The sequence below is a fragment of the Streptomyces sp. NPDC007189 genome (assembly GCF_040703635.1).
GTDB lineage: Bacteria > Actinomycetota > Actinomycetes > Streptomycetales > Streptomycetaceae > Streptomyces.
Genome location: NZ_JBEYEY010000001.1, coordinates 511,951 through 532,913, shown reverse-complemented (window position 1 = coordinate 532,913; position 20,963 = coordinate 511,951). Strand labels below are relative to the sequence as shown.

At 72.1% G+C, this 20,963-nt stretch carries 17 protein-coding genes and 1 riboswitch; of the genes, 9 read left to right on the top strand and 8 right to left on the bottom strand.

All coding sequences use genetic code 11. From position 1 onward, the window contains the following. Window positions 1-101: 101 nt before the first annotated feature. Window positions 102-1,682 carry a glutamine-hydrolyzing GMP synthase gene (gene guaA, locus AB0950_RS02430; protein WP_360149434.1) on the top strand — a complete coding sequence of 527 codons (1,581 nt, stop codon included), beginning with the start codon at window positions 102-104 and terminating at the stop codon, window positions 1,680-1,682. 17 nt (window positions 1,683-1,699) lie between these two features. On the opposite strand, the gene AB0950_RS02425 is transcribed toward guaA, so the two are convergent. Continuing rightward, window positions 1,700-2,173, bottom strand: coding sequence for a pyridoxamine 5'-phosphate oxidase family protein (locus AB0950_RS02425; RefSeq protein ID WP_360149431.1), 474 nt, complete (start codon window positions 2,171-2,173; stop codon window positions 1,700-1,702). A gap of 139 nt (window positions 2,174-2,312) precedes the next feature. Between AB0950_RS02425 and AB0950_RS02420 the strand changes: the two genes are divergently transcribed. The 3 genes from AB0950_RS02420 to AB0950_RS02410 all read left to right on the top strand — a co-directional run bounded on the left by AB0950_RS02420 (window position 2,313) and on the right by AB0950_RS02410 (window position 5,360). Continuing rightward, window positions 2,313-3,107 (top strand): class II aldolase/adducin family protein, encoded by a 795-nt coding sequence (locus AB0950_RS02420; protein WP_360149428.1) that lies wholly within the window; start codon window positions 2,313-2,315, stop codon window positions 3,105-3,107. A 220-nt stretch (window positions 3,108-3,327) separates the two neighbouring features. Continuing rightward, window positions 3,328-4,605, top strand: coding sequence for a hypothetical protein (locus tag AB0950_RS02415; protein ID WP_366777615.1), 1,278 nt, complete (start codon window positions 3,328-3,330; stop codon window positions 4,603-4,605). 230 nt (window positions 4,606-4,835) lie between these two features. Further along, window positions 4,836-5,360: a DoxX family membrane protein gene (locus AB0950_RS02410; RefSeq protein ID WP_360149422.1), complete on the top strand. Its 525-nt coding sequence runs from the start codon at window positions 4,836-4,838 to the stop codon at window positions 5,358-5,360. 238 nt (window positions 5,361-5,598) lie between these two features. Here AB0950_RS02410 and AB0950_RS02405 read toward each other — a convergent pair whose 3' ends face one another. Continuing rightward, a complete protein-coding gene (locus AB0950_RS02405) occupies window positions 5,599-5,808 on the bottom strand; it encodes a hypothetical protein (RefSeq protein WP_360149419.1) in 210 nt (69 codons plus the stop codon). Further along, window positions 5,795-7,279 carry a PspC domain-containing protein gene (locus AB0950_RS02400; RefSeq protein WP_366777614.1) on the bottom strand — a complete coding sequence of 495 codons (1,485 nt, stop codon included), beginning with the start codon at window positions 7,277-7,279 and terminating at the stop codon, window positions 5,795-5,797. Before AB0950_RS02400 ends, AB0950_RS02405 begins: the two co-directional genes overlap by 14 nt. Window positions 7,280-7,488: 209 nt before the next feature. Here AB0950_RS02400 and AB0950_RS02395 point away from each other — a divergent pair, with 209 nt between their 5' ends. Then, window positions 7,489-8,775 (top strand): PspC domain-containing protein, encoded by a 1,287-nt coding sequence (locus tag AB0950_RS02395; protein WP_360149413.1) that lies wholly within the window; start codon window positions 7,489-7,491, stop codon window positions 8,773-8,775. Then, window positions 8,772-9,515, top strand: a complete 744-nt coding sequence (locus AB0950_RS02390) for a response regulator transcription factor (protein WP_360149410.1) — start codon at window positions 8,772-8,774, stop codon at window positions 9,513-9,515. Before AB0950_RS02395 ends, AB0950_RS02390 begins: the two co-directional genes overlap by 4 nt. A 28-nt stretch (window positions 9,516-9,543) precedes the next feature. On the opposite strand, the gene AB0950_RS02385 is transcribed toward AB0950_RS02390, so the two are convergent. Beyond that, window positions 9,544-10,611, bottom strand: a complete 1,068-nt coding sequence (locus AB0950_RS02385; protein WP_366777671.1) for an NlpC/P60 family protein — start codon at window positions 10,609-10,611, stop codon at window positions 9,544-9,546. A 429-nt stretch (window positions 10,612-11,040) separates the two neighbouring features. Here AB0950_RS02385 and AB0950_RS02380 point away from each other — a divergent pair, with 429 nt between their 5' ends. Next, window positions 11,041-11,394 carry a hypothetical protein gene (locus AB0950_RS02380; RefSeq protein ID WP_366777613.1) on the top strand — a complete coding sequence of 118 codons (354 nt, stop codon included), beginning with the start codon at window positions 11,041-11,043 and terminating at the stop codon, window positions 11,392-11,394. Between the two features lie 277 nt (window positions 11,395-11,671). Here the strand turns inward: AB0950_RS02380 and AB0950_RS02375 are convergent, their stop codons facing one another. Next, entirely contained in the window at window positions 11,672-12,838 is a 1,167-nt protein-coding gene (locus AB0950_RS02375; RefSeq protein ID WP_366777612.1) for an NlpC/P60 family protein, read from the bottom strand. Between the two features lie 7 nt (window positions 12,839-12,845). Next, window positions 12,846-13,014: riboswitch (cyclic di-AMP (ydaO/yuaA leader) on the bottom strand. A 210-nt stretch (window positions 13,015-13,224) separates the two neighbouring features. On the opposite strand from AB0950_RS02375, the gene pcrA reads away from it, so the two are divergent. Further along, a complete protein-coding gene (gene pcrA / locus AB0950_RS02370) occupies window positions 13,225-15,705 on the top strand; it encodes a DNA helicase PcrA (RefSeq protein WP_366777611.1) in 2,481 nt (826 codons plus the stop codon). A 58-nt stretch (window positions 15,706-15,763) separates the two neighbouring features. On the opposite strand, the gene AB0950_RS02365 is transcribed toward pcrA, so the two are convergent. Then, a complete protein-coding gene (locus tag AB0950_RS02365; RefSeq protein ID WP_366777610.1) occupies window positions 15,764-17,272 on the bottom strand; it encodes a peptidoglycan DD-metalloendopeptidase family protein in 1,509 nt (502 codons plus the stop codon). Window positions 17,273-17,502: 230 nt separating this feature from the next. Beyond that, window positions 17,503-18,354 carry an alpha/beta fold hydrolase gene (locus tag AB0950_RS02360; RefSeq protein WP_366777609.1) on the bottom strand — a complete coding sequence of 284 codons (852 nt, stop codon included), beginning with the start codon at window positions 18,352-18,354 and terminating at the stop codon, window positions 17,503-17,505. A gap of 225 nt (window positions 18,355-18,579) precedes the next feature. Between AB0950_RS02360 and AB0950_RS02355 the strand changes: the two genes are divergently transcribed. Then, window positions 18,580-19,002, top strand: coding sequence for a cobalamin B12-binding domain-containing protein (locus tag AB0950_RS02355; protein ID WP_360149362.1), 423 nt, complete (start codon window positions 18,580-18,582; stop codon window positions 19,000-19,002). A gap of 257 nt (window positions 19,003-19,259) precedes the next feature. Here AB0950_RS02355 and AB0950_RS02350 read toward each other — a convergent pair whose 3' ends face one another. Then, window positions 19,260-20,921, bottom strand: coding sequence for a DUF5691 domain-containing protein (locus tag AB0950_RS02350; protein WP_366777608.1), 1,662 nt, complete (start codon window positions 20,919-20,921; stop codon window positions 19,260-19,262). Between the last annotated feature and the right edge of the window lie 42 nt (window positions 20,922-20,963).

The window sequence follows — 20,963 nt, the reverse complement described above, 5'->3', positions numbered from 1 at the left end:
TCACGACGTCCGGGCCTGCCTCGAAGTCCAGGGGAAGGCTTTGCGTCGGCCCCGCTAAACTCGTTAGCACAGACCCCCGCCCGACCACCAGAAGGCACCCCGTGTCATCAGCGACTCCCACTGCCGCCACCCCGGACACCGTCCTGGTCGTCGACTTCGGCGCGCAGTACGCCCAGCTCATCGCCCGTCGCGTCCGCGAGGCGCGGGTCTACAGCGAGATCGTGCCGAGCACCATGCCGGTGAAGGAGATGCTCGCCAAGAAGCCCGCGGCGATCATCCTCTCCGGCGGCCCCTCGTCCGTGTACGAGGAGGGCGCCCCCCGTCTCGACCGCGAGATCTTCGAGGCCGGCGTCCCCGTCTTCGGCATGTGCTACGGCTTCCAGCTGATGGCGCAGGTCCTCGGCGGCACGGTCGACAACACCGGCGCCCGCGAGTACGGCCGTACCGACCTGCACGTCTCGAAGAACTCCTCCACCCTCTTCGAGGGCACCCCGGACGAGCAGCACGTGTGGATGTCGCACGGCGACGCCTGCTCCGCCGCCCCCGCGGGCTTCGCGGTCACCGCGTCCACGGACGTCGTCCCGGTCGCCGCCTTCGAGAACGACGACAAGAAGCTGTACGGCGTCCAGTACCACCCCGAGGTCATGCACTCCACGCACGGCCAGCAGGTGCTGGAGCACTTCCTGTACCGCGGCGCGGGTCTGAAGCCGACCTGGACCACGGGCAACGTGATCGAGGAGCAGGTCGAGGCCATCCGCGCGCAGGTCGGCGACAAGCGCGCGATCTGCGGCCTGTCCGGCGGCGTGGACTCCGCCGTGGCCGCCGCGCTCGTCGCGCGCGCCATCGGCGACCAGCTGACCTGCGTGTACGTCGACCACGGCCTGATGCGCAAGGGCGAGACCGAGCAGGTCGAGAAGGACTTCGTGGCCGCGACCGGCGTCAAGCTGGTCGTCGTGGACGCCGAGGAGCGCTTCCTGACCGCTCTCAAGGGCGTCTCGGACCCCGAGGAGAAGCGCAAGATCATCGGCCGTGAGTTCATCCGCGTCTTCGAGCAGGCGCAGGCGGACATCATCGCCGACGAGGGCCCGGCCGTGGAGTTCCTGGTCCAGGGCACCCTCTACCCCGACGTGGTCGAGTCCGGCGGGGGCACCGGCACCGCCAACATCAAGTCCCACCACAACGTCGGCGGCCTGCCCGAGGACCTCGAGTTCAAGCTGATCGAGCCGCTGCGCAAGCTGTTCAAGGACGAGGTCCGGATGGTCGGCCAGGAGCTGGGCCTGCCGGAGGAGATCGTCCAGCGCCAGCCGTTCCCGGGCCCGGGTCTCGGCATCCGCATCGTCGGCGAGGTCACCAAGGAGCGCCTGGACCTGCTGCGCGAGGCCGACGCGATCGCCCGCGAGGAGCTGACCGCGGCCGGCCTCGACCGGGACATCTGGCAGTGCCCGGTGGTCCTGCTCGCCGACGTCCGCTCGGTCGGCGTCCAGGGCGACGGCCGCACCTACGGCCACCCGATCGTGCTGCGCCCGGTGTCCTCCGAGGACGCCATGACCGCCGACTGGTCCCGGCTGCCGTACGACGTGCTGGCCCGCATCTCGACCCGGATCACCAACGAGGTCCGGGACGTCAACCGCGTCGTCCTCGACGTGACCTCCAAGCCGCCGGGGACCATCGAGTGGGAGTAGGCCCCGGGCGCGTGTGATCAGGTGCGCCTGATCGTGCGCACGGGTTCGCCGGGCGTCCAGACCTGGACGACCAGATAGCGGTCGTCCTCGACGCAGGTCCGCACGACCTCCGTCAGCTCGGCACGGAAGAGGTGGAACGGCTCCGGCGGTTCCACCTCTTTCGCATAACCGGACTTCCGCTCGCCCCCGACCTCGTGCGCCCGCCCCGCGATGCGCACGTCACCGCCGCCCATGTCCGTGCCCTCGCCCGGGTTCGCCTGGAGCGCGAAGCGCGGATCGCGGCGCAGGTCTAGGGCCTTGAGCGAGTCCGCCATCATGCCGAGCCACAGCTCGCCGCCGCGGAAGTCGGCCTCCAGGCCACTGGTACGCGGTGAGCCGTCCTTGCGGAGGGTGGCGAGGACATGGTGGCGGAACGCGCGGAAGCGCTGCTCGACGAGTGCGGCCAGCTCGGGTTCGGCGGTGGTGAAGGCCGCCCAGTTCGCAGGAATCATGGGAGCAGTGTCAACGGCAAACCGGACATCCTCTGTCGTGTATTCGTCGCGTACGTCATCTTTACAAAACAGACCTGCCCTTTTGCACTGACCGACGGTAACTTCCGGCGCGTACAGCAATTCCAGCGCTGGAGGACCTATGCACGGGCCCACCCCGCCCCTGCCGCTGCCCACCGACCAGCTGCGGTTCGCCATGCCGCCGATGTTCGAGTCGGTCGAGGACGAGCGCCGGCACCGCAAGGAGCGGCTCGCCGGCGCCCTGCGGATCTTCGGGCGGGCCGGGCTCGAGGACGGGGTCTCCGGGCACATCACCGCCCGCGACCCGGAGTTCTCCGACTGCTTCTGGGTCAACCCGTTCGGAATGCCCTTCCGGCACGTCACCGTCAGCGATCTCGTCCTCGCCAACCAGGACGGGCAGGTCGTCGAGGGCCGCTACCACGTCAACCAGGCCGCCTTCACCGTGCACGCCCAGGTGCACGCCGCCCGCCCGGACGTCGTCGCCGTCGCCCACTGCCACTCCGTGCACGGCCGCGCCCTGGCCGCCCTCGGCGAGCTGATCGACCCCATCACCCAGGAGAGCTGCGCCTTCTACGAGGACGTGGCCCTCTACGACGCCTACTCCGGCGTCACCGTCGACGTCGAGGAGGGCCGCCGCATCGCCGGGGCGCTCGGCTCCCGCAAGGCGCTCGTGCTGCGCAACCACGGGCTGCTCACCGTCGGCGACTCGGTGGACGCCGCCGCCTGGTGGTTCCTGTCCATGGAGAAGTCCTCCCAGGTGCAGCTGACGGCGAAGGCGGCCGGCCGCCCCGTCCTCATCGACCACAAGCTGGCCGTCGCCACCCGGGAACAGCTCGGCGGCGACCTGGTGGCCTGGATCAACTACCAGCCCCTGTGGCAGGACATCAGCCGCAGCGAACCCGACCTGCTCAGCTGAGCCCCGCCGGCCCCCTGGTCCGCCTCCAGCGGGAAATTCTCGCAGCCAGGTCAACACGGCGGCCCGTACTTCACCCGCCCTGACCCGGCCCGGACGTCCTGGGCGTCCGGCCGTAGGGCACAATTCGCTCTCAGCGCAGGGGAGTCGCACGGGCGGCTGGACCCTCCACCGAGGGCCCGCCGGCCGTGCCGGACGGTTGTGGGGAAGGCGGGCGCCGGTCGTGGCGGTGCAGGACGCGAGACAGGGCATGGACACCCAGGGTGTCCACGAGGGCGGCTGCACCTGCGGGGACTGTCCGCACGGCGTCCGGGAGGGACACCGGCGGGCCGTCGCCGCGTTCCTGCGCCGGCGCGACGAGTTCGCCGCCGGGCAGGGCCTGCCCGCGGCGGTGGCGCACTCGGCCTCGGCATCCCGCCAGTGGGTCTCCGAGGAACTCACCCAGCGCGCGGAGGCCGTCGCCGGACGCGGCCGCGCCCAGGGCGAGGCCTGGCTCGCCCGGCTGTGGCTGCGCACGGTGTACGTCGTGTGGGGGGCGGTCCTCGCGCTGCTGCTCGGCGAAGCACTCACCGCGGGCGGCGGCTGGTCGGGCGCCCGCACCGCTGCCCTGGCCGCCGCGCTCGTAGTCGCCGGTGTGCTCACTGCCGCCTCCTGGTTCCATCGGGCACGTGGCGGGGCGCTGGCCCCGGTGATCGGCGAGGACAACCGCATGTCCACCTCCCGTACCGTCGCCGCCTGCTGGGTGCTGTTCGTCGGCTACGCCGTCCTGCTGCTGGCCGCCCGCCTGGCCGCCGCCTCCGACCACGCCGAACGCGACGCGCTGATCTCGGGCCTCGGTCTGGCGCACGGAGCGGGTGTGGTGACCGTCCTCGCCGTGGTGTGCGGCATCGCCGTCCTGGTCCGCCGGGTGGTCGGCCTGCGCATCCAGGCCCAGCGGCTGCAGAAACTCCCGGCACACCGGCCGCGCGCCGCCGACCTGCTCACCGACGACTCCGGCCGGGGCGCCTTCACCGACATCCAGTACGTCGCGATCAGCGCCGTCGCCCTGCTCTTCGCCGCCGTACGACTGGCCCGCCGCCCCGACCAGCTGCCCGACCTGCCCTGGGGGCTGGGCGTGGTGGTGCTGATCTCGGCCGCGACCTACCTGGCCGGCAAGTACGCCGAGGGCGGCCGCCCGGTCGTCCTCTCCGTCGTGCGCGCCCGCGAACCCGGCGACCTGGACGGGCCGATCCGCACCGGCGACGACATCGAGATCCGCGGCGCCGGCTTCGTGCCGCCCGGCGCCCACAGCGCCGACCGGCTCTCCCGCATGGTGGTCCGCATCGGCAACGTCGACGTCCATGTCCCCCTGGTCCCCGTCACCGGCGGCTTCCGCAACCCCACCGACACCGTCCTCACCGTCCCCGTCCCGGTCGAGGTCGAACCCGGCGCGGTGGAGGTGCAGGTGGTCACGGCGGCGGGGGTGGCCAGCAATCGGTGCATTGTTCAGGTGACGGAGTGACGGAGTGACGGAGTGACGGAGTGACGGAGTGACGGAGTGACGGGCTGACGGGGAGGGCGAGGTGAGTGGCGGGGCGGAAGCGGTGTCCGATACCTCCCTTCTCCCTTCGGCCCCTTCTTCTGAGGAGCCGATATCCGGAAAAACGCCCGGGTTCGGATTGAACTGCGCCGCGTCGTCGTACGTATGGTCAAGTGAGGGGCGGGACGGCGGGCGAGAGGCGGCGGGCGACGATGACTCACGGTATGCGGACGGACACACACATGGACCGGCTGAACGGCCGCGGCGTGCGGGACACGGCCGCCCACTACGCCCTCCTTCCGCTGCGGATCTTCCTCGGCGTCACCTTCATCTACGCCAGCCTGGACAAACTCACCAGCAGCTCCTTCCTGAAGTCCGGCGGTGCCGGGTCCATCGGCGAGACCATGCGCTCGGCTCGCGACTCCGCCGCCATCCCGGCCCTGGTCGACCTGGCCCTGAAGGCCCCGGTCGGCTTCGGCTACGCCATCGCCCTCGGTGAACTGGTCGTCGGCATCGGCACGCTGCTCGGTCTGCTCGGCCGGCTGTCCGCGCTCGGCGGCGCGCTGATCTCGTTCAGCCTGTGGATGACGGTCAGCTGGGCGACGACCCCCTACTACTACGGCAACGACCTCATCTATTTCATGGCCTGGATCCCCCTGATCCTCGCCGGTGCCCCCTATTTCTCCGTGGACGCGGCCTGGCGCGCCCGCCGCCGACGGCATCTGGGCGGCTACTGACAGCCGACGGCCTGCCGCCCCGGCCCAGTCGCTCCGCCACCGGACACGCCGCCCGCCCATCCCAGCGCCGGGCCCATGGCCTGCTCGCCGGGGTCGCCGGCGGGAGCGGCCCGCGGGGGGTCGGGCGGGATACGGCCCGCGGGGCAGAGCGCGCGCCCGTGGGCCGTATCCTGCCCCCCCGCAACTCGCACAGCACCTCGCACCCCGCAGTTCGCACCCCGCACCTCTGGCCGGGCGCCTAGCCGCTCTCGGTGTCGCCCCGTCTGCGTATGCCCCGGGCCACCGCCGCCGTGGCACCGGCGAGGAACAGGCCGCCCACGACCAGCGGAACCACCGCGAACCACGGCGTCTCCCACAGGCCGCCCGCGTCCCCCGCGTAGACCACGCCGGTGGCGGTGAGGAAGAGCCCGGCGACCAGCTTCCCGGGCTGGAACTCATGACGCAGCACGGCTGACCTCCACCTGTCCCAGACCGACCTTGAGCGTGAGGTCCAGCGTGCCGGTGTCCTTGGCGCCCTTGGCCGGCGTCAGCGTCACGTTCCTGAGCCTGTGCGGCTGCACGTCCACGTCCTTCCTGTTGTCCCCCGGCAACCGGATGTCGCCGACACCCACCTCGATGGTCATCCGCACGGTCGCGTCCGCCGGCACGACCACCTTCAACTGCCCGGCGCCCACATGGGCGTCCGTCGCGACCGTCCGGCCCCTGCCCGGACGCACCCGGCTCAGGTCCAGCGTCCCGCGGCCGGTGCCTAGGTCGTACGCCGGCCGCACCTGCGCCGCCGCGGAGGGGCCCCAGGAGGTGTCTCTCCAGTGGGTGGTGATGTCCTTCGGCAGGGCCGCCGTCCCGGCGAGCAGGGCCGCTGTGACGATCGCCAGGAACACCGTCCCGGCTCCCGTACGTCCCAGGAACGCGCTGACCACGAGGCCCAGGCCGAACACCGCCAGCGCGCACGCCAGGCCGGTCTGCAGGCTGGTGCCCAGCGGGTGCGTGTCCCAGGTCAGCCCGGTGCCCAGGCCGCCCGCCACCAGGGCGAGCAGGAACACCCAGCCGCCTGTCCAGCGCGGGCCGCGCGGTCTCGGGGGCGCCGGGGGCCGCGGCTGTATGGAGCCCTGGTGGCCGTGGTGCGTCCAGGGGGTGGCGATGCCGACGTCGAGCACGGAGGTGACATCCCTGGCGTGGGCGTCGCCGGGCCCCCACAGATAGCCGGTGCCGCCGACATGCGTGCCGTCCTTGACGATCGGGTCCCGCCACCAGGAGGGATAGATGTCGACGACCGGCGGCGCCTGCGCCTCCGGCGGTGCGTCGGCGGCGGCCTGGGCGGCGAGCGGGTCGGGGTCGGGGGCGCCGCGGCGCCGCGACCAGTACCCGGCGGCCGCCAGCAGCAGGGAGAGCACCACGGCGAAGGCCAGCACGCCGCCGTTTCTCAGCATGGTCAGGAAGATTCCGCAGCCGACCAGGGCGAACAGCACGGCGGCGAGCGCCTGGCCGTCGACCCGGCCGGTCAGCAGCTTGCGGACCTCGTTCTCCTCCTCGTCCTCGTACGGCACCAGCAGCCAGGCGAAGCCGTAGAAGATGAGGCCGATGCCACCGGTCGCGGAGAGCACGGCCAGAGTGATCCGGAAGATCACCGGGTCCATGTCGGTGTGCCGGCCGAGGCCCGCACACACGCCCGCGATCATCTTGTGCCGGTGGTCACGCCGGAACCGCCCGGGCGCGTCGGCCGCGGTTCGCTCCTGGTCCTGGTCCTGGTCCTGGTCCTTGTCCTGCTGCGGTGCGTCGGTGCGCTGCCGGGCGCCGGCGCCGGCCGCTCCCGATGTCCTCGTCGCGGCGGACGCGGCATCCGTCGGTCCGGTGCCCGGGGCCGGGCGCGGGCCGGAGCCGGGTCCCGGACCCGTCGCGGCGTGCTCGTGATCCGTCATGCGTCCATGGTGACGGGCCCGGTGCCGCCGCGGCAGTCGGGACGACCCTGGGCGAACCCTGAAATCGGCCCCGAGACGGTCCGGGGAACCGTTCGAGCGGCGCCCGGTCGCCTCTTCGGACGTGCCCCGACCCGGCCCCGAGGAAGATCAGGGGCGTCTAGGGGCCGACCCTGATGCCTGGCCCCGCCGGGCATGTGACCATCGTTGGCATGCCGGAAGCCGCAAGCCTCCCAGTCGACGACCCGCGGCCGCCGCGCAAGCTCTACCGCAGCAGCGACGGACGCTGGCTCGGCGGAGTGGCGCGGGGCCTCGCCGGGCATCTCGGACTGCCCGTGATCTGGGTGCGGCTCGCCTTCGTCGGCCTGTTCATGGCCAACGGCCTCGGCGCCCTGCTGTATGCGGCGTTCTGGTTCTTCGTCCCGCTCGGCGTCGGCGGCGTCGGCGCCCACAAGCCGCCGACAACCGCAGACGCCGTGCCCGGCGGACGGCGCAGACTCGTGGCCCGCAAGCCGGACCGCGGGCAGATCGTCGCGCTGCTGCTCATGGTCATCGTGTCCATCGTGTTCGTGGGCAGCGTGAACCTGACCAGCGCGGCCAAGGCGTATCTGCTGCCCGCCGTCCTCGTGGCGGCCGGTGTCGCCCTCGTCTGGCGTCAGGCGGACAACGCCCGCCGGGCCCGCTGGGTCGAGGTCGGCCGACGGCGGCGCACCCTCACCCTGGTCCGCGCGGCCGCCGGCGTCGTCCTCGTCACGGCCGGTGTCTCCGCCGTGTTCTGGCTCCAGGGCTCGGCCGCCCATCTCGGCGCCGTCCTCCAGGCCGCGCTCGCCGTCCTCGTCGGCATCACCCTGCTCGCCGGCCCGTATCTGGTCCGGATGACCCAGGACCTCTCCGAGGAACGCCTGATGCGCATCCGCGCCCAGGAGCGCGCGGAGGTCGCCGCGCATGTGCACGACTCGGTGCTGCACACCCTGACCCTGATACAGCGCAACGCCGACAACGCCAACGAGGTGCGCCGCCTCGCCCGCGCCCAGGAGCGCGATCTGCGCACCTGGCTGTACAAGCCGGAGGGCACCGGCAAGGACGAGGCCGACGAGCCGGACACGGTCGCCGAGGCGGTGCGGCGCAACGCCGCCGAGGTGGAGGACAAGCACGGCGTGCCCATCGAGGTCGTCGTGGTCGGCGACTGCCCGCTGGACGAGAGGACCGGCGCGCAGATGCAGGCGGCGCGCGAGGCGATGGTGAACGCCGCCAAGTACGGTGGCGAGGGCGGCGCCGTACAGGTGTATGCCGAAGTCGAGGGGAGGACGGTCTTCGTGTCCGTGCGCGACCGGGGTCCCGGTTTCGACCTCGACTCGATACCCGCCGACCGCATGGGCGTCAGAGAATCGATCATCGGCCGCATGGAGCGCAACGGCGGCACGGCCCGGCTGCGGCCGGTGCCGGGCGGCGGCACGGAGGTCGAGCTGGAGATGGAGAGGGCGGAGAAGACGTCATGAGCGACGCGACCGAGGCGAACGGCACGGCGGGAGCCCCCGAGGCGCCCGGGACCGGGGCTGCCGACGGCGGCGCGGGCGGACGGCACGTGCGGGTGGTGCTGGTGGACGACCACCGGATGTTCCGCACCGGCGTCCAGGCCGAGATCGGGCAGACCGCGGAGACCGGCGTCGAGGTGGTCGGGGAGGCCGCGGACGTCGACCAGGCGGTCACGGTCATCACCGCGACCCGGCCCGAGGTGGTCCTCCTCGACGTCCATCTGCCGGGCGGCGGCGGGGTCGAAGTGCTGCGCCGGTGCGCGCCGTTGATGGCGGACGCCGAGCGGCCGGTCCGCTTTCTCGCGCTGTCGGTGTCGGACGCGGCGGAGGACGTGATCGGGGTGATCCGCGGCGGCGCCCGCGGCTATGTCACCAAGACCATCACCGGTACCGACCTGGTCGACTCCATCTTCCGTGTGCAGGAGGGCGACGCCGTCTTCTCCCCGCGGCTGGCCGGGTTCGTCCTGGACGCCTTCGCCTCCACCGACGCCCCGCCCGTGGACGAGGACCTGGACCGCCTCACCCAGCGCGAGCGGGAGGTGCTGCGGCTGATCGCCCGTGGCTACGCCTACAAGGAGATCGCCAAGCAGCTGTTCATCTCGGTGAAGACGGTCGAGTCCCATGTCTCGGCGGTGCTGCGCAAGCTCCAGCTGTCCAACCGGCACGAGCTGACCCGCTGGGCGACGGCCCGCCGGCTGGTCTGACCTCGTCGGGCCCCTACGGGGTCGGCCCTCAGGCCACCCGGGTCGCCCCCGCGAACGGCATCAGGTCGACCGGGGCCAGCCGGACCGGAGCCGAGGGGTTCGGGGCGTGGATGATCTGCCCGTCGCCCACATAGATGCCGACGTGGCTGACCCCGGAGTAGTAGAACACCAGGTCACCCGGCCGGAGTTCGGAGCGGGTGACGCGCCGGCCCGCGTTGATCTGGGCGTAGGTGGTGCGGGGCAGGGAGATGCCGGCGGAGCGGTAGGCGGCCTGGACCAGGCCCGAGCAGTCGAAGGCGTTCGGGCCGGCCGCGCCCCACACATAGGGGCTGCCGAGCTTGGCGTAGGCGTAGGCGATGGCCTCGGCGGCGCGCGCGTTCGGGGCCGAAGCCGACCCGGCCTGTTCCAGTGCGGCCCGGGCGTCCGAGGCCGAGCGGGAGGCGCGCCCGGGCCCGGTGCCGCCGGCGCCGGCGACCTCGGTACGCTCCCGCGGAGTGAGCCGTGCCAGCAGCCGCCGGGCCTCCGTCAGCTTGCCGGTGACGGTCTTCTTCTGCAGCCGCAGTTCGGCCTGCCGGGACCGCAGCGACGTCAGCTCGACGCGGGCGGCGCCGCGCAACTGCTCGATCTCCCGCAGCTGTTCGCGCACCCGGGACACGGCGGCGGACTCGCGGTCACCGGCCCGCTCCGCGAACGCGGCGTCGTCCAGGTACCGGTCGGGGTCGCCGGACAGGGCCAGCTGCCAGGCCGGGGCGAATCCGCCCTCGCGGTACTGCGCCGCCGCAATGGAACCGAGTGCGTCCCGGGCCGTGTTGAGCTTCTGCTGCTTGCGCGCGGTCTCGTCGCGCAGCGCGTTCAGCCGCCGCTGCGCGCTGTCCGCCTGCTCCTTGGCGCCGTCGTACTTCTCGGTCGCGGCCTCCGCCTCCTGGTACAGCTTGTCGACCTTGGCCTTCACCTGTGCCGGCGTCAGCTGCGGCTCGGCGTGTCCGGTGCCGTCGAACCCCGTCGCGGTGGCCGCGCCGGCCAGGGCGAGGGTGGCGGCCGTCCGGGCCGTATGGCCGCCGATCGAGCGTTGCCGGGGCTTGCGGTGCGCTGCCACCTGGACCGTCACGTCCTTCCATACGACTCGCAGGACCGAGGGGACCGTGTGTCCGGCGGCGGCCCGCACAGGGGGAGTGGGCCACCGCCGGACCCTTCTCGGCGGTGGTGGCCGACGGCCGCCCCTGGCCCGGGCGGCGGTGGGGAGTCGGTCACCTGGAGCAGGACGCTAGGCCTGTCTGTGACGAGCTGGTAACGCGGTGTACGGAACTGGTCCCGACGGATCGGGGAGCGACCGTATGTGACCGCATCGCCGTGCCGCGCCGGTCGCCTTCACGGAGCGTGGTGACCGAAGCGCGGAAAGCGGGACTGGCGGGAGGCGTGGGGTGCTATGGAGCGCATATATGCAAGATCGCCCATGCGGCGTACGGTCACTCGGGCCGGGGGCCGGTGACAGGACGCTGCGGGGCCCCTGGCTAGGCTCCGGCCCATGGACGCACTCATCCATCTCTTCGTCGGCCTGCACATCATCGGCATCGCCGCGCTGCTCGGCGGTTTCCTCACTCAGATGAAGGCGATGGGCCAGGGCACGGCCCGGTTTGTGCCCGGGATGCTGCACGGGGCGCTGACCATGCTGGTCACCGGCGTGGCGCTGGTCGGTCTCAACCAGGCCGACGACCACCACGTCAACACCATCAAGATCGGCGTCAAGCTGGCGTTGCTGATCGTGATCCTGGGACTGGTCTATGTGAAGCGCGACGAGGAGAAGCTCGACAAGGGGACCTTCGGGCTGGTCGGCACGCTGACCATGGCGAACATCTTCATCGCCGTCCTGTGGACCTGACGCTCACCCCGTCGCGGCAACCGCCCTGGCCAGGTCCCGCCACGCACCGCGTGTGCGTGAACACACCCGCCACGCACGCGTGGACGTCAAAACACCGGCCATCCCCGCGTGGGGATCGCGGCGAAAGCACCCACGCGCGCGCAGGGATCGGTCATGCCCGTCCGCGCGGGTGGGGATCAGGCCATGACCGCACGCGCGCACAGGGTGCGGAAAATGTCCCGTACGCGCGCGTGAGGTTCGGGAAGCGCCCGTACCCGCGCGCGGGGCGTGAACCCGGTCAGCCGGGGCGGACCACGCTGTGGATGATCGACTCGCCGCCGTAGTAGACGGACTCCTCGCGGACGTACGCGCCCGGCTTCGGGGCGTGGATCATCATGCCGTTGCCCATGTAGACGCCGACGTGGCTGATGTCGTCGTAGAAGAAGATCAGGTCGCCCGGCCGCGCGTCGGCCAGCGAGACCGTGGTGCCCGCGTCGACCTGGTCGTACGTGGTGCGCGGAAGCGTGACGCCGGCGGCCTTCCAGGCGGCCTGGGTGAGGCCCGAGCAGTCGTAGGAGTCCGGGCCGGTGGCGCCCCACACATAGGGCTTGCCGATCTGCGCACGGGCGAAGGCGAGCGCCTTCTCGGCCTTCGTGTCGTACGAGCTGGACACCGTGGACCCGGCCGAGCCGGAAGCGGACCCCGTGGACGCGGAAGCGGACCCCGTGGACGAGGACGCGGCGGCCTGCTGCCGTGCCGCCTGCTGCTTCGCCAGCTCCGCCGCCCTGTGCGCCGCCTCCTGCTGCTTCTGCCGTTCGATGGCGGCCAGCCGAGCCTTCTCCTGGGCGGTCAGCGTGGACAGCAGCTCGCGCGCGAAGGCCAGTTTTCGCTGCACGGTGGCCTTGGCGGTCCGCAGATCGTGCTGCGATGCGTCCAGCGTTCGCAGGCTCTCGGAGGCTTGGCGCCGGTCCTTCATGGTCGCGGCCTGCTCGCCGACGTAGGCGTCGACCGCGCGCTTCTCCCGGGAGGTCAGCCGGTTCATCAGCTGGCTCTGGTCGAAGTACTCCTGCGGGTCGTTCGCGAGCAGGAAGGTGGCGGTGCCGGGAGCGGCCGTGCCGGTGCGGTACTGGGCCGCGGCGAAGGAACCCAGCTCCTCGCGCGCCTTGTTGAGGCGCTCGGTGCGCCGGGCGAGCTCGTCGCGCAGGGCGTCGACACGTCCCCGCTGTCTGCCGGTGCGCTCCTTGGCCGCGTTGTACTTCTCGGTCGCCGACTCCGCCTGGCGGTAGAGGTCGTCGACCTTCTTCTCGACCTCCTCCAGGCTGGGCTTGGCGTGATCGGTTCTCGGAGCGGCCTCGGCGGTCTGCGAGAACACGGCCATGGAGGTGAGGGCTGCGGTGGCGAGGGCGGGGCTGCGGAGGCCCGCGCCAGAGGTCCCGCCGGGGCGCGGCTTGCGGTGCGACGCCAAGGGAGGCGACTCCTTCCAATGGGCCGCCTACCGGGTTAGCTGTCGGGTTCGGGCGGTGGTTCGGAAGGGTTGCCCTACGGCGTCGTCCCCTCGGGAGTCGGCCGATTCACCCCGGGATCGGTTGGGTCCCCGGCTCCGCGCGCCGAGGGGCGCGCCGGACTCGGCGGAGGCCGCGCACGCGGCCTGACGGCAACCTAGCCAACTCGTGTGACTAGTGTGAAGGTTGGTGCGTGATATGTCCGATACATTTTTGTGATCCGACGCCTGGATCACCGCCCCGTCAGCGGGTGATTCCGCAGCGTGAGGGTCATGCCGTGCCGCCTGTGACGGTCGTCTTTCCGGGACGGCGACCGGTTGTCGGTGGCGCGCCCTAGACTCGTAGAGCGATGAGCAGCCTCTTTGACGACAGCTTCCTGGCGGACCTCCAGGCCCCTCGCGGGCACGAGGAGGAGCCCCCGCCGCCGCCCGAGGACGATCACGCTCCGGAGCCGCTTCCGGACGATCTGTTCGGCGGGAAGTTCGACGCGCCGCCGGACCGGGACACCCACTACCGCGACGGCGCCCCACGCCCCGCCCTCGACTCGGCGGCCCTGCTGCAGGGGCTGAACGACAACCAGCGCGCCGCCGTCGTGCACGCCGGCTCCCCGCTGCTCATCGTCGCCGGCGCCGGCTCCGGCAAGACCCGCGTCCTGACCCACCGCATCGCCTACCTGCTCGCCGAGCGGCACGTGCATCCGGGTCAGATCCTCGCGATCACCTTCACCAACAAGGCCGCGGGCGAGATGAAGGAGCGCGTCGAGCAGCTCGTCGGCCCGCGCGCGAACGCGATGTGGGTGATGACCTTCCACAGCGCGTGCGTGCGCATCCTGCGCCGCGAGAGCAAGAAGCTCGGCTTCACCTCCAGCTTCTCCATCTACGACGCCGCCGACAGCAAGCGCCTGATGGCCCTGGTCTGCCGCGACCTGGACCTCGACCCCAAGCGCTTCCCGCCGAAGTCGTTCAGCGCGAAGATCAGCAACCTGAAGAACGAGCTGATCGACGAGGAGGACTTCGCCGCCCAGGCCACCGACGGCTTCGAGAAGACCCTCGCCCAGGCCTACGCGCTCTACCAGTCGCGGCTGCGCGAGGCCAACGCGCTCGACTTCGACGACCTGATCATGACGACGGTCAACCTGCTGCGCGCCTTTCCGGACGTCGCCGAGCACTACCGCCGCCGCTTCCGGCACGTCCTGGTCGACGAGTACCAGGACACCAACCACGCCCAGTACGCGCTCGTCCGCGAGCTGGTGGGTACGGGCGAACACGACGAGGACACCCCGCCCGGCGAGCATGACCTCCCGCCCGCCGAGCTGTGCGTCGTCGGTGACGCGGACCAGTCGATCTACGCCTTCCGCGGCGCGACGATCCGCAACATCCTCCAGTTCGAGGAGGACTACCCGAACGCGACGACGATCCTGCTGGAGCAGAACTACCGCTCCACGCAGACCATCCTGTCCGCCGCCAACGCGGTCATCGAGCGCAACGAGTCCCGCCGCCCGAAGAACCTGTGGACCAACGCCGGCCAGGGCGCCCGCATCACCGGCTACGTCGCCGACAACGAGCACGACGAGGCGCAGTTCGTCGCCGACGAGATAGACCGCCTGGTCGACGCGGGCGAGGCCAAGTCGGGCGACGTGGCCGTGTTCTACCGGACCAACGCCCAGTCCCGTGTCTTCGAAGAGGTCTTCATCCGCGTCGGCCTGCCCTACAAGGTCGTCGGCGGCGTCCGCTTCTACGAGCGCAAGGAGGTCCGCGACGTCCTCGCCTACCTGCGCGTCCTCGCCAACCCCGAGGACTCGGTGCCGCTGCGCCGGATCCTGAACGTGCCCAAGCGGGGCATCGGCGAGCGCGCCGAGGCGATGATCGACGCCCTCGCCCAGCGCGAGAAGATCAGCTTCCCGCAGGCGCTCAAGCGCGTGGACGAGGCGTACGGCATGGCCGCGCGCTCCACCAACGCCGTCAAGCGGTTCAACACGCTCATGGAGGACCTGCGCACGATCGTGGAGTCCGGCGCCGGTCCCGCGACCGTCCTGGAAGCCGTCCTCGAACGCACCGGCTATCTCGCCGAGTTGCAGGCCTCCACCGACCCGCAGGACGAGACCCGCATCGAGAACCTCCAGGAACTCGCGGCCGTGGCCCTGGAGTTCGAGCAGGAGCGCGGCGAGGGAGAGGCCGGCACACTCGCCGACTTCCTGGAGCAGGTCGCCCTGGTGGCCGACTCCGACCAGATCCCGGACGGCGAAGAGGGCGACGGCGTCATCACGCTGATGACCCTGCACACCGCCAAGGGCCTGGAGTTCCCGGTCGTCTTCCTCACCGGCATGGAGGACGGCGTCTTCCCGCACATGCGCGCCCTCGGCCAGACCAAGGAACTGGAGGAGGAGCGCCGCCTGGCGTACGTCGGCATCACACGCGCGCGTGAGCGGCTCTACCTCACGCGCTCGGCGATGCGCAGCGCCTGGGGGCAGCCGTCGTACAACCCGCCCTCCCGCTTCCTGGAGGAGATCCCGGCCACCCATGTGGACTGGAAACGGACGGGAGCGGCGGCGCCGGTGTCCTCCGGCCCGGCCGCCGGGATCGCGGCCTCGCTGTCCTCGTCCCGCTCGCGTTCGTCCGCGTCGGGCGCGTCCGGGTTCGCCACCCGGCGCACCGCGGAGAAGCCGGTGGTCGCGCTGGCCGTCGGCGACCGGGTCACGCACGACCAGTTCGGGCTCGGCACGGTCGTCGCCGTGAAGGGCACGGGCGGGAACGCGGAGGCGACGATCGACTTCGGTGACGCCAAGCCCAAGCGGCTGCTGCTGCGGTACGCGCCGGTGGAGAAGCTCTAGACACGCGTGAGCCCCGCCGGTCGGGCGGGGCTCTGCCGTGCATTCAGGGCCGGGTCGCTCAGGTCGGGTCCAGGCCGTGGCTGCGCAGCCACGGCAGCGGGTCGATGGCCGCCCCGCCCGCGGGCCGCACCTCGAAGTGCAGGTGCGGTCCGGTGGAGTTGCCGGAGTTGCCGGAATAGGCGATCGGCTGGCCGGCCTTGACGGACGTCCCGGCGGGGACCCGGTAGCTGGACAGATGGCAGTACCAGGTCTGCGTGCCGTCCTTCGCCGTCACGATCATCATGTTGCCGTAGGCGCTGTTCCACTTGGTGGAGACGACGCCGTCGGTGGCGGCCATCACCGTGGTGCCGTACGAGACCGGGAAGTCGATGCCCGTGTGCACGGACATCCAGTTCACACCGGCCTGGCCGAAGTAGGCGCTCAGCCCCTTCTGCAGGACCGGCAGCACGAACTTGGGGCGCAGCCGCTCCTTGAGCGCGGCCGCCGCCGCGGCCTTCTTCTGCTCCAGCTCCTGCTGGTTCTTCAGGTCGATCCGCTCCTGCGTCCGGCTCGCCCGGTCGGCGAAGTCGTGGGCGCCCGCGGACAGCGTCGTCAGCTGGCTGTCCAGCTTGCTGTTGGCGACCGACGGCTTGACCGCGTGCGCGTCCGAGGCGGAGGCGGTGGTGTCCTGGCCGCCGTCGCTCAGCGCGCCGACCGAGGCGGCGGCGATCCCGGCGACCCCCATCACACAGGCCGAGGGCACGGCGACGGTCAGCAGCGCCGAGCGCTTGGCGGGCGTACGACGGCGGGAGCGCGCGGCGCCGCGCGAGCCGCCCCGGGGCGCCGGCTTCGCACCGGCCTCCTCCTGGTCCTCCAGCAGAGCGGTCGCGGCGGGCAGTTCACCGGTGGCGCCCGACTCGTCGTCAACGAAGTGCTGTTCGCCGAAGGCGGTGTCCTCGTACGGCGTGTCGTCCTCGTACGGCGCCTGCGGGAAGGCCGCGGTCGCCTGCGCCTCGCCGACCTGGTCGTAAGCGGCGGTGGTCTGCAGGCCGAACGGTTCGGCAGCGTTCTCGGGCTGGGCCGGTACGGCGTGCCCGTCGGAGTTCCACTGCGTGGCGTCGTACGTGCCCGACTCGAAGGTCTGCGTGTCCCACGCCCACTGCTGGGTCGGCTCGGCGACGCCGGACGGGCCGGGCTGCTGCCAGGCACTCGCGTCCCACTGGCCGCTGATGTCGTTGCCCGTCGCCTGCGCGGGCACCGTCCAGGCGGTGGTGTCGTAACCGCCGGTGTCGTAGGCGGCGTGCTGCTGGGCCGCGTACGGGTCGTCGTAACTCAGGCCCTGACCGGTCTGCCACTGGGTGCTGTCGTACGCGCCGGTGGTGTGCTCGCCGGGCATGCTGCCGAACAGCGGGTCCGTGGAGAACGTGCCCGTGCCGCCGGGAAAACCGCTGGCGTCGTACCCGCCGTACGTGCTGTGGTCTCCGTAAGGGGGCTGCTGGGTGCCGTACGGGGTGTCGTAGTGCGCGGCTGAGGCGTCGGAAGCCGGGGCCGGGGTGGTCATGGTCCCCGACGGGTGACGGTCGTTCACCAACTTCTCTTTCGCCTCGACAACAGGGGCTGCCAGAGCAGTGCGGCGACTGTACCCGCCGGTACCTGGGCGCGACAATCTTCAGCTGGTTTCGCGCCCGCCGGAAACGGGCATTCGGCGGTGTTTCGGGGGCGCTGGACACGAGTTTGGCCGAGAGTTCGATTACTGTTCGACGCCTGGTGACTGTTCGTCACCTGTCCGTCACGCGTCCGTCGCCGTCCGTTGCCGCGTCACGCCACCGTCAGGCCGTCGGCAATCCGGCCCCCTGGAGCCGCGGTCTCGAGGGCCTCGCGTATCCCGGCCGCGACGGCGGGGTGCACGGGCAGGGCGAGATGCCCGATGCCGGTCACCCGGACGTTCTGCGCGTCGAGATCGGGGTGCTCCAGACAGGCCGTCTCCAGCGGCACCATCACGGAGTCCAGGTCGCTCCAAAAGCTCACGAACCGCGTACGGCAGCCGGGCGCGGGCCGGGCCAGCTCCTCGATGACCTGCGAACCGGGCCGCATCTGGCGCACGATCGGATGGGCGTTGGCCAACGGCGCCGCGCTGGTTCCCGAGTGCGGTGTACCCAGCGTGACCAGGGTGCGCACCCGCAGATCGCCGCCCAGACACTGCACGTAGTAACGCGCGATCAGCCCGCCGAGGCTGTGCCCCACGATGTCCACCCGGTCGCTGCCGGTGCGCTCGCAGATCTCCTCGACATGCCGGCCGAGCAGCTCGGCGGCGGCGCGGATGTCGCAGGTCAGCGGGGAGTAGTTGAGCGAGACCACGCGCTGCCTGCCGTGCTGGGCGAGGTTGCGGCGCAGGAACACGAACACCGAGCGGTTGTCGATGAAACCGTGCAACAGGACCACCGGCGGGCCCGAGCGGACCGGCAGCTGGGCGGTGCCGTCCTGGGCCGGCAGGGCGGGGGTGCGGCGCTCCTGGGTGAGGCCGGTCGGATACAGCAGGAGATGGCCGGCCAGGATCGCGGCCTCCAGGGCGGTCGCCTTCAGCAGCGCCACGGAGATTCCAGCAATTCTGCCGGGCCACAGGCGCCGGCAGAGCGGGAGGAAGAGTGGCAGTACCCCGGTGACCTTCATGGGCCGACCTCCTGTCGGCACGCCGGAGGACGGCTCTGCCCCCCGTGTGCCCTCATGTCCCACCATGTGATTTCCCCCTCGCTGCGCGCCGTAAAACTGCCGGTTGCGGGATGCTGGAGATAACGTTCGTTCACTTGACGACGGGTGGCGGAACGCACCAAAAGTGCGGTACTTGTCGTTACGGACGGAAGCGATCGCTTCCGTGGTCGTTTGATGGAGGCAGTGATGGGTGTGGCAGCCGGTCCGATCCGCGTGGTGGTGGCCAAGCCGGGGCTCGACGGCCACGATCGCGGGGCCAAGGTCATCGCGCGTGCCCTGCGCGACGCCGGTATGGAGGTCATCTACACCGGGCTCCACCAGACGCCGGAGCAGATCGTGGACACCGCCATCCAGGAGGACGCCGACGCGATCGGCCTGTCCATCCTGTCCGGCGCGCACAACACGCTGTTCGCCGCGGTGATCGACCTGCTCAAGGAGCGCGACGCCGAGGACATCCTCGTCTTCGGCGGCGGCATCATCCCGGACGAGGACATCCCGCCGCTGAAGGAGAAGGGCGTCGCGGAGATCTTCACGCCCGGCGCGACGACCACGTCGATCGTGGAGTGGGTGCGGGAGAACGTACGCCAGCCGGCTGCCTCCGGCGGCTGAGAGGCTTCCTGCGGCGGTTGAGCGGGTGCCCTGGGCGCTCCGCTGGGCCGCGCGGTGCCAGGCCGCGTGCAGCCCGGCGCCAGGCCGCGTGCAGAGGGTGTTTCCGGTGGTTGAGTGGGTGCCTGGGGCGGTTGAGCGGGTTTTGCCGGCTGTCGAGCGGATGTCTGCGGCGGTTGAGCCGGTGGTTCGGTGAGCGGGGGTCGAGGTGCCCGGCGGTGTCGATCCGAGCACCCCGCCCGGCCTGAACGGCGCCGTCCTCAGCCCTCGGGCGGGCCGTCGGCGCCGGCCGGTGCCAGTTCGGCGGCCATCTCCGCCCTGAGCCGCAAGGTGGTCACCAGCCGCTGGAACGCCTCCGCCCAGTAGCCGCCGGCGCCCGGCGCCGCGTCCTCCCGTTCGTCGGGTATCGCCAGCAGCGCCTCCAGTCGGCCGACCTCCGCGGGATCCAGGCAGCGTTCGGCCAGACCCATCACCCCGCTGAAGCTCCACGGGTAACTGCCCGCGTCCCGCGCGATGTTGAGCGCGTCCACCACCGCGCGGCCCAGCGGAGCGGACCAGGGCACCGCGCACACCCCGAGCAGCTGGAAGGCCTCCGACAGCCCGTGCGTGGCGATGAACCCGGCCACCCACGCGGCCCGTTCCTCCGGCTCCAGGGCCACCAGCAGCTTCGCGCGCTCCGCCAGCGACACCGCGCCCGGCCCGCCGGCCTCCGGCGCCCACGGCGAACCCAGCAGCGCCCTCGACCACTCGGTGTCCCGCTGCCGTACCGCCGCCCGGCACCAGGCCGCGTGCAGCTCGTCCTGCCAGCCGTCCGCGACCGGCAGCGCCACGATCTCCCGCGCCGTCCGCCCGCCGAGCCGTACCGGCCACGTGCTCAGCGGCGCCGCCTCCACCAACTGCCCCAGCCACCATGACCGTTCCCCTCTGCCCGCGGGAGGTGTGGCCACCACACCGTCGCGCTCCATGCCGGAGTCGCACTCGAGCGGCGCTTCCACCGCGATCGCCGGCGACGGCCTGGTGCGGTCGAGGGCCACACACGCCTGGGCCCGTACGGCCATGCGCGCGGCGAGCGCCGACGCGGGCAGCGCCGACAGCAACTCGGCCGCCGTCGCCCGCACATTGCGGCTGCGGTCGCCGAGCGCCTGCTCAAGGAACGGCTCGTCGGCGGCGGACAGGCCGGTGCGCAGCGAGTCGAGGAACATCAGCCGGTCCTCCGCCCGCTCCGTCGGCCAGGTCGAGGCCAGCAGTTCCCGGGCGAGCGCGGGCGTACGGCTGCGCAGCGCGCCCAATAGAGCCACGCGCTCGGCGAACAGCCCTTCCTGCCACAGCAGGCGCACCCCTTCGGGGTCCTCGGGGCCGGGCAGTGTGGCGCCGCCGCCGGGGGACGCGCGCAGCGCGAAGCGCCAGTCCGGGTTGAGCCGGGCCAGCCACAGGGCCCGGGGGCCCGCGAACGCCAGCGCCGCCGGGCGCAGGTCCGTACGGCCCCGGGCCGCGTCCAGCAGGGCGGGCAGCGCCTGCGGCGGCGCCGCGTACCCGTGTGCGTTGGCCGCCGCGAGCCACTGCGGGAGCAGCTCCACGAGGTCCGGTGAGCTGCCCCGCCGGCCGCCTGATCCTCCGCCGGAACGGTCGGCGAGCAGCGTGGCGAGCCTGCGGGCCGCCGCGGCGGGCAGGGCCGGGCGCGGGTCCTCGGGCGCCGGTTCGGGCCGGCGTGCGGCTCGCGCGGGCCGCAGCCCGGCCCGCCGCCGTACGGTCGCCACGGCAGCCGCGTCCAGCAGCGCCAGGGGCGCCTCCCGGCTCGCCCCGGCGTACGCCACCGGGCGCCGGTCGGTACCGAGGAGGGCGGTGGTGACCAGGTCGTCCCAGGAGATCGCCGGGGCCGTGGCCCCCACGTCGGTCGAGGTCGTCCTGTCCGTCCCGTTCATCGCGTTCCCTTCCTTGCGCGTGTCCGCGGGGTGCCGGTGCTG

What these genes read in the sequence shown, in the direction of transcription:
- AB0950_RS02425 (WP_360149431.1), bottom strand. Translation starts at nt 2,173, where the DNA reads ATGATTCCTGCGAACTGGGCGGCCTTCACCACCGCCGAACCCGAGCTG.
- AB0950_RS02420 (WP_360149428.1), top strand. Translation starts at nt 2,313, where the DNA reads ATGCACGGGCCCACCCCGCCCCTGCCGCTGCCCACCGACCAGCTGCGG.
- AB0950_RS02410 (WP_360149422.1), top strand. Translation starts at nt 4,836, where the DNA reads ATGACTCACGGTATGCGGACGGACACACACATGGACCGGCTGAACGGC.
- AB0950_RS02400 (WP_366777614.1), bottom strand. Translation starts at nt 7,279, where the DNA reads ATGACGGATCACGAGCACGCCGCGACGGGTCCGGGACCCGGCTCCGGC.
- AB0950_RS02395 (WP_360149413.1), top strand. Translation starts at nt 7,489, where the DNA reads ATGCCGGAAGCCGCAAGCCTCCCAGTCGACGACCCGCGGCCGCCGCGC.
- AB0950_RS02390 (WP_360149410.1), top strand. Translation starts at nt 8,772, where the DNA reads ATGAGCGACGCGACCGAGGCGAACGGCACGGCGGGAGCCCCCGAGGCG.
- AB0950_RS02380 (WP_366777613.1), top strand. Translation starts at nt 11,041, where the DNA reads ATGGACGCACTCATCCATCTCTTCGTCGGCCTGCACATCATCGGCATC.
- pcrA (WP_366777611.1), top strand. Translation starts at nt 13,225, where the DNA reads ATGAGCAGCCTCTTTGACGACAGCTTCCTGGCGGACCTCCAGGCCCCT.
- AB0950_RS02360 (WP_366777609.1), bottom strand. Translation starts at nt 18,354, where the DNA reads ATGAAGGTCACCGGGGTACTGCCACTCTTCCTCCCGCTCTGCCGGCGC.
- AB0950_RS02355 (WP_360149362.1), top strand. Translation starts at nt 18,580, where the DNA reads ATGGGTGTGGCAGCCGGTCCGATCCGCGTGGTGGTGGCCAAGCCGGGG.
- AB0950_RS02350 (WP_366777608.1), bottom strand. Translation starts at nt 20,921, where the DNA reads ATGAACGGGACGGACAGGACGACCTCGACCGACGTGGGGGCCACGGCC.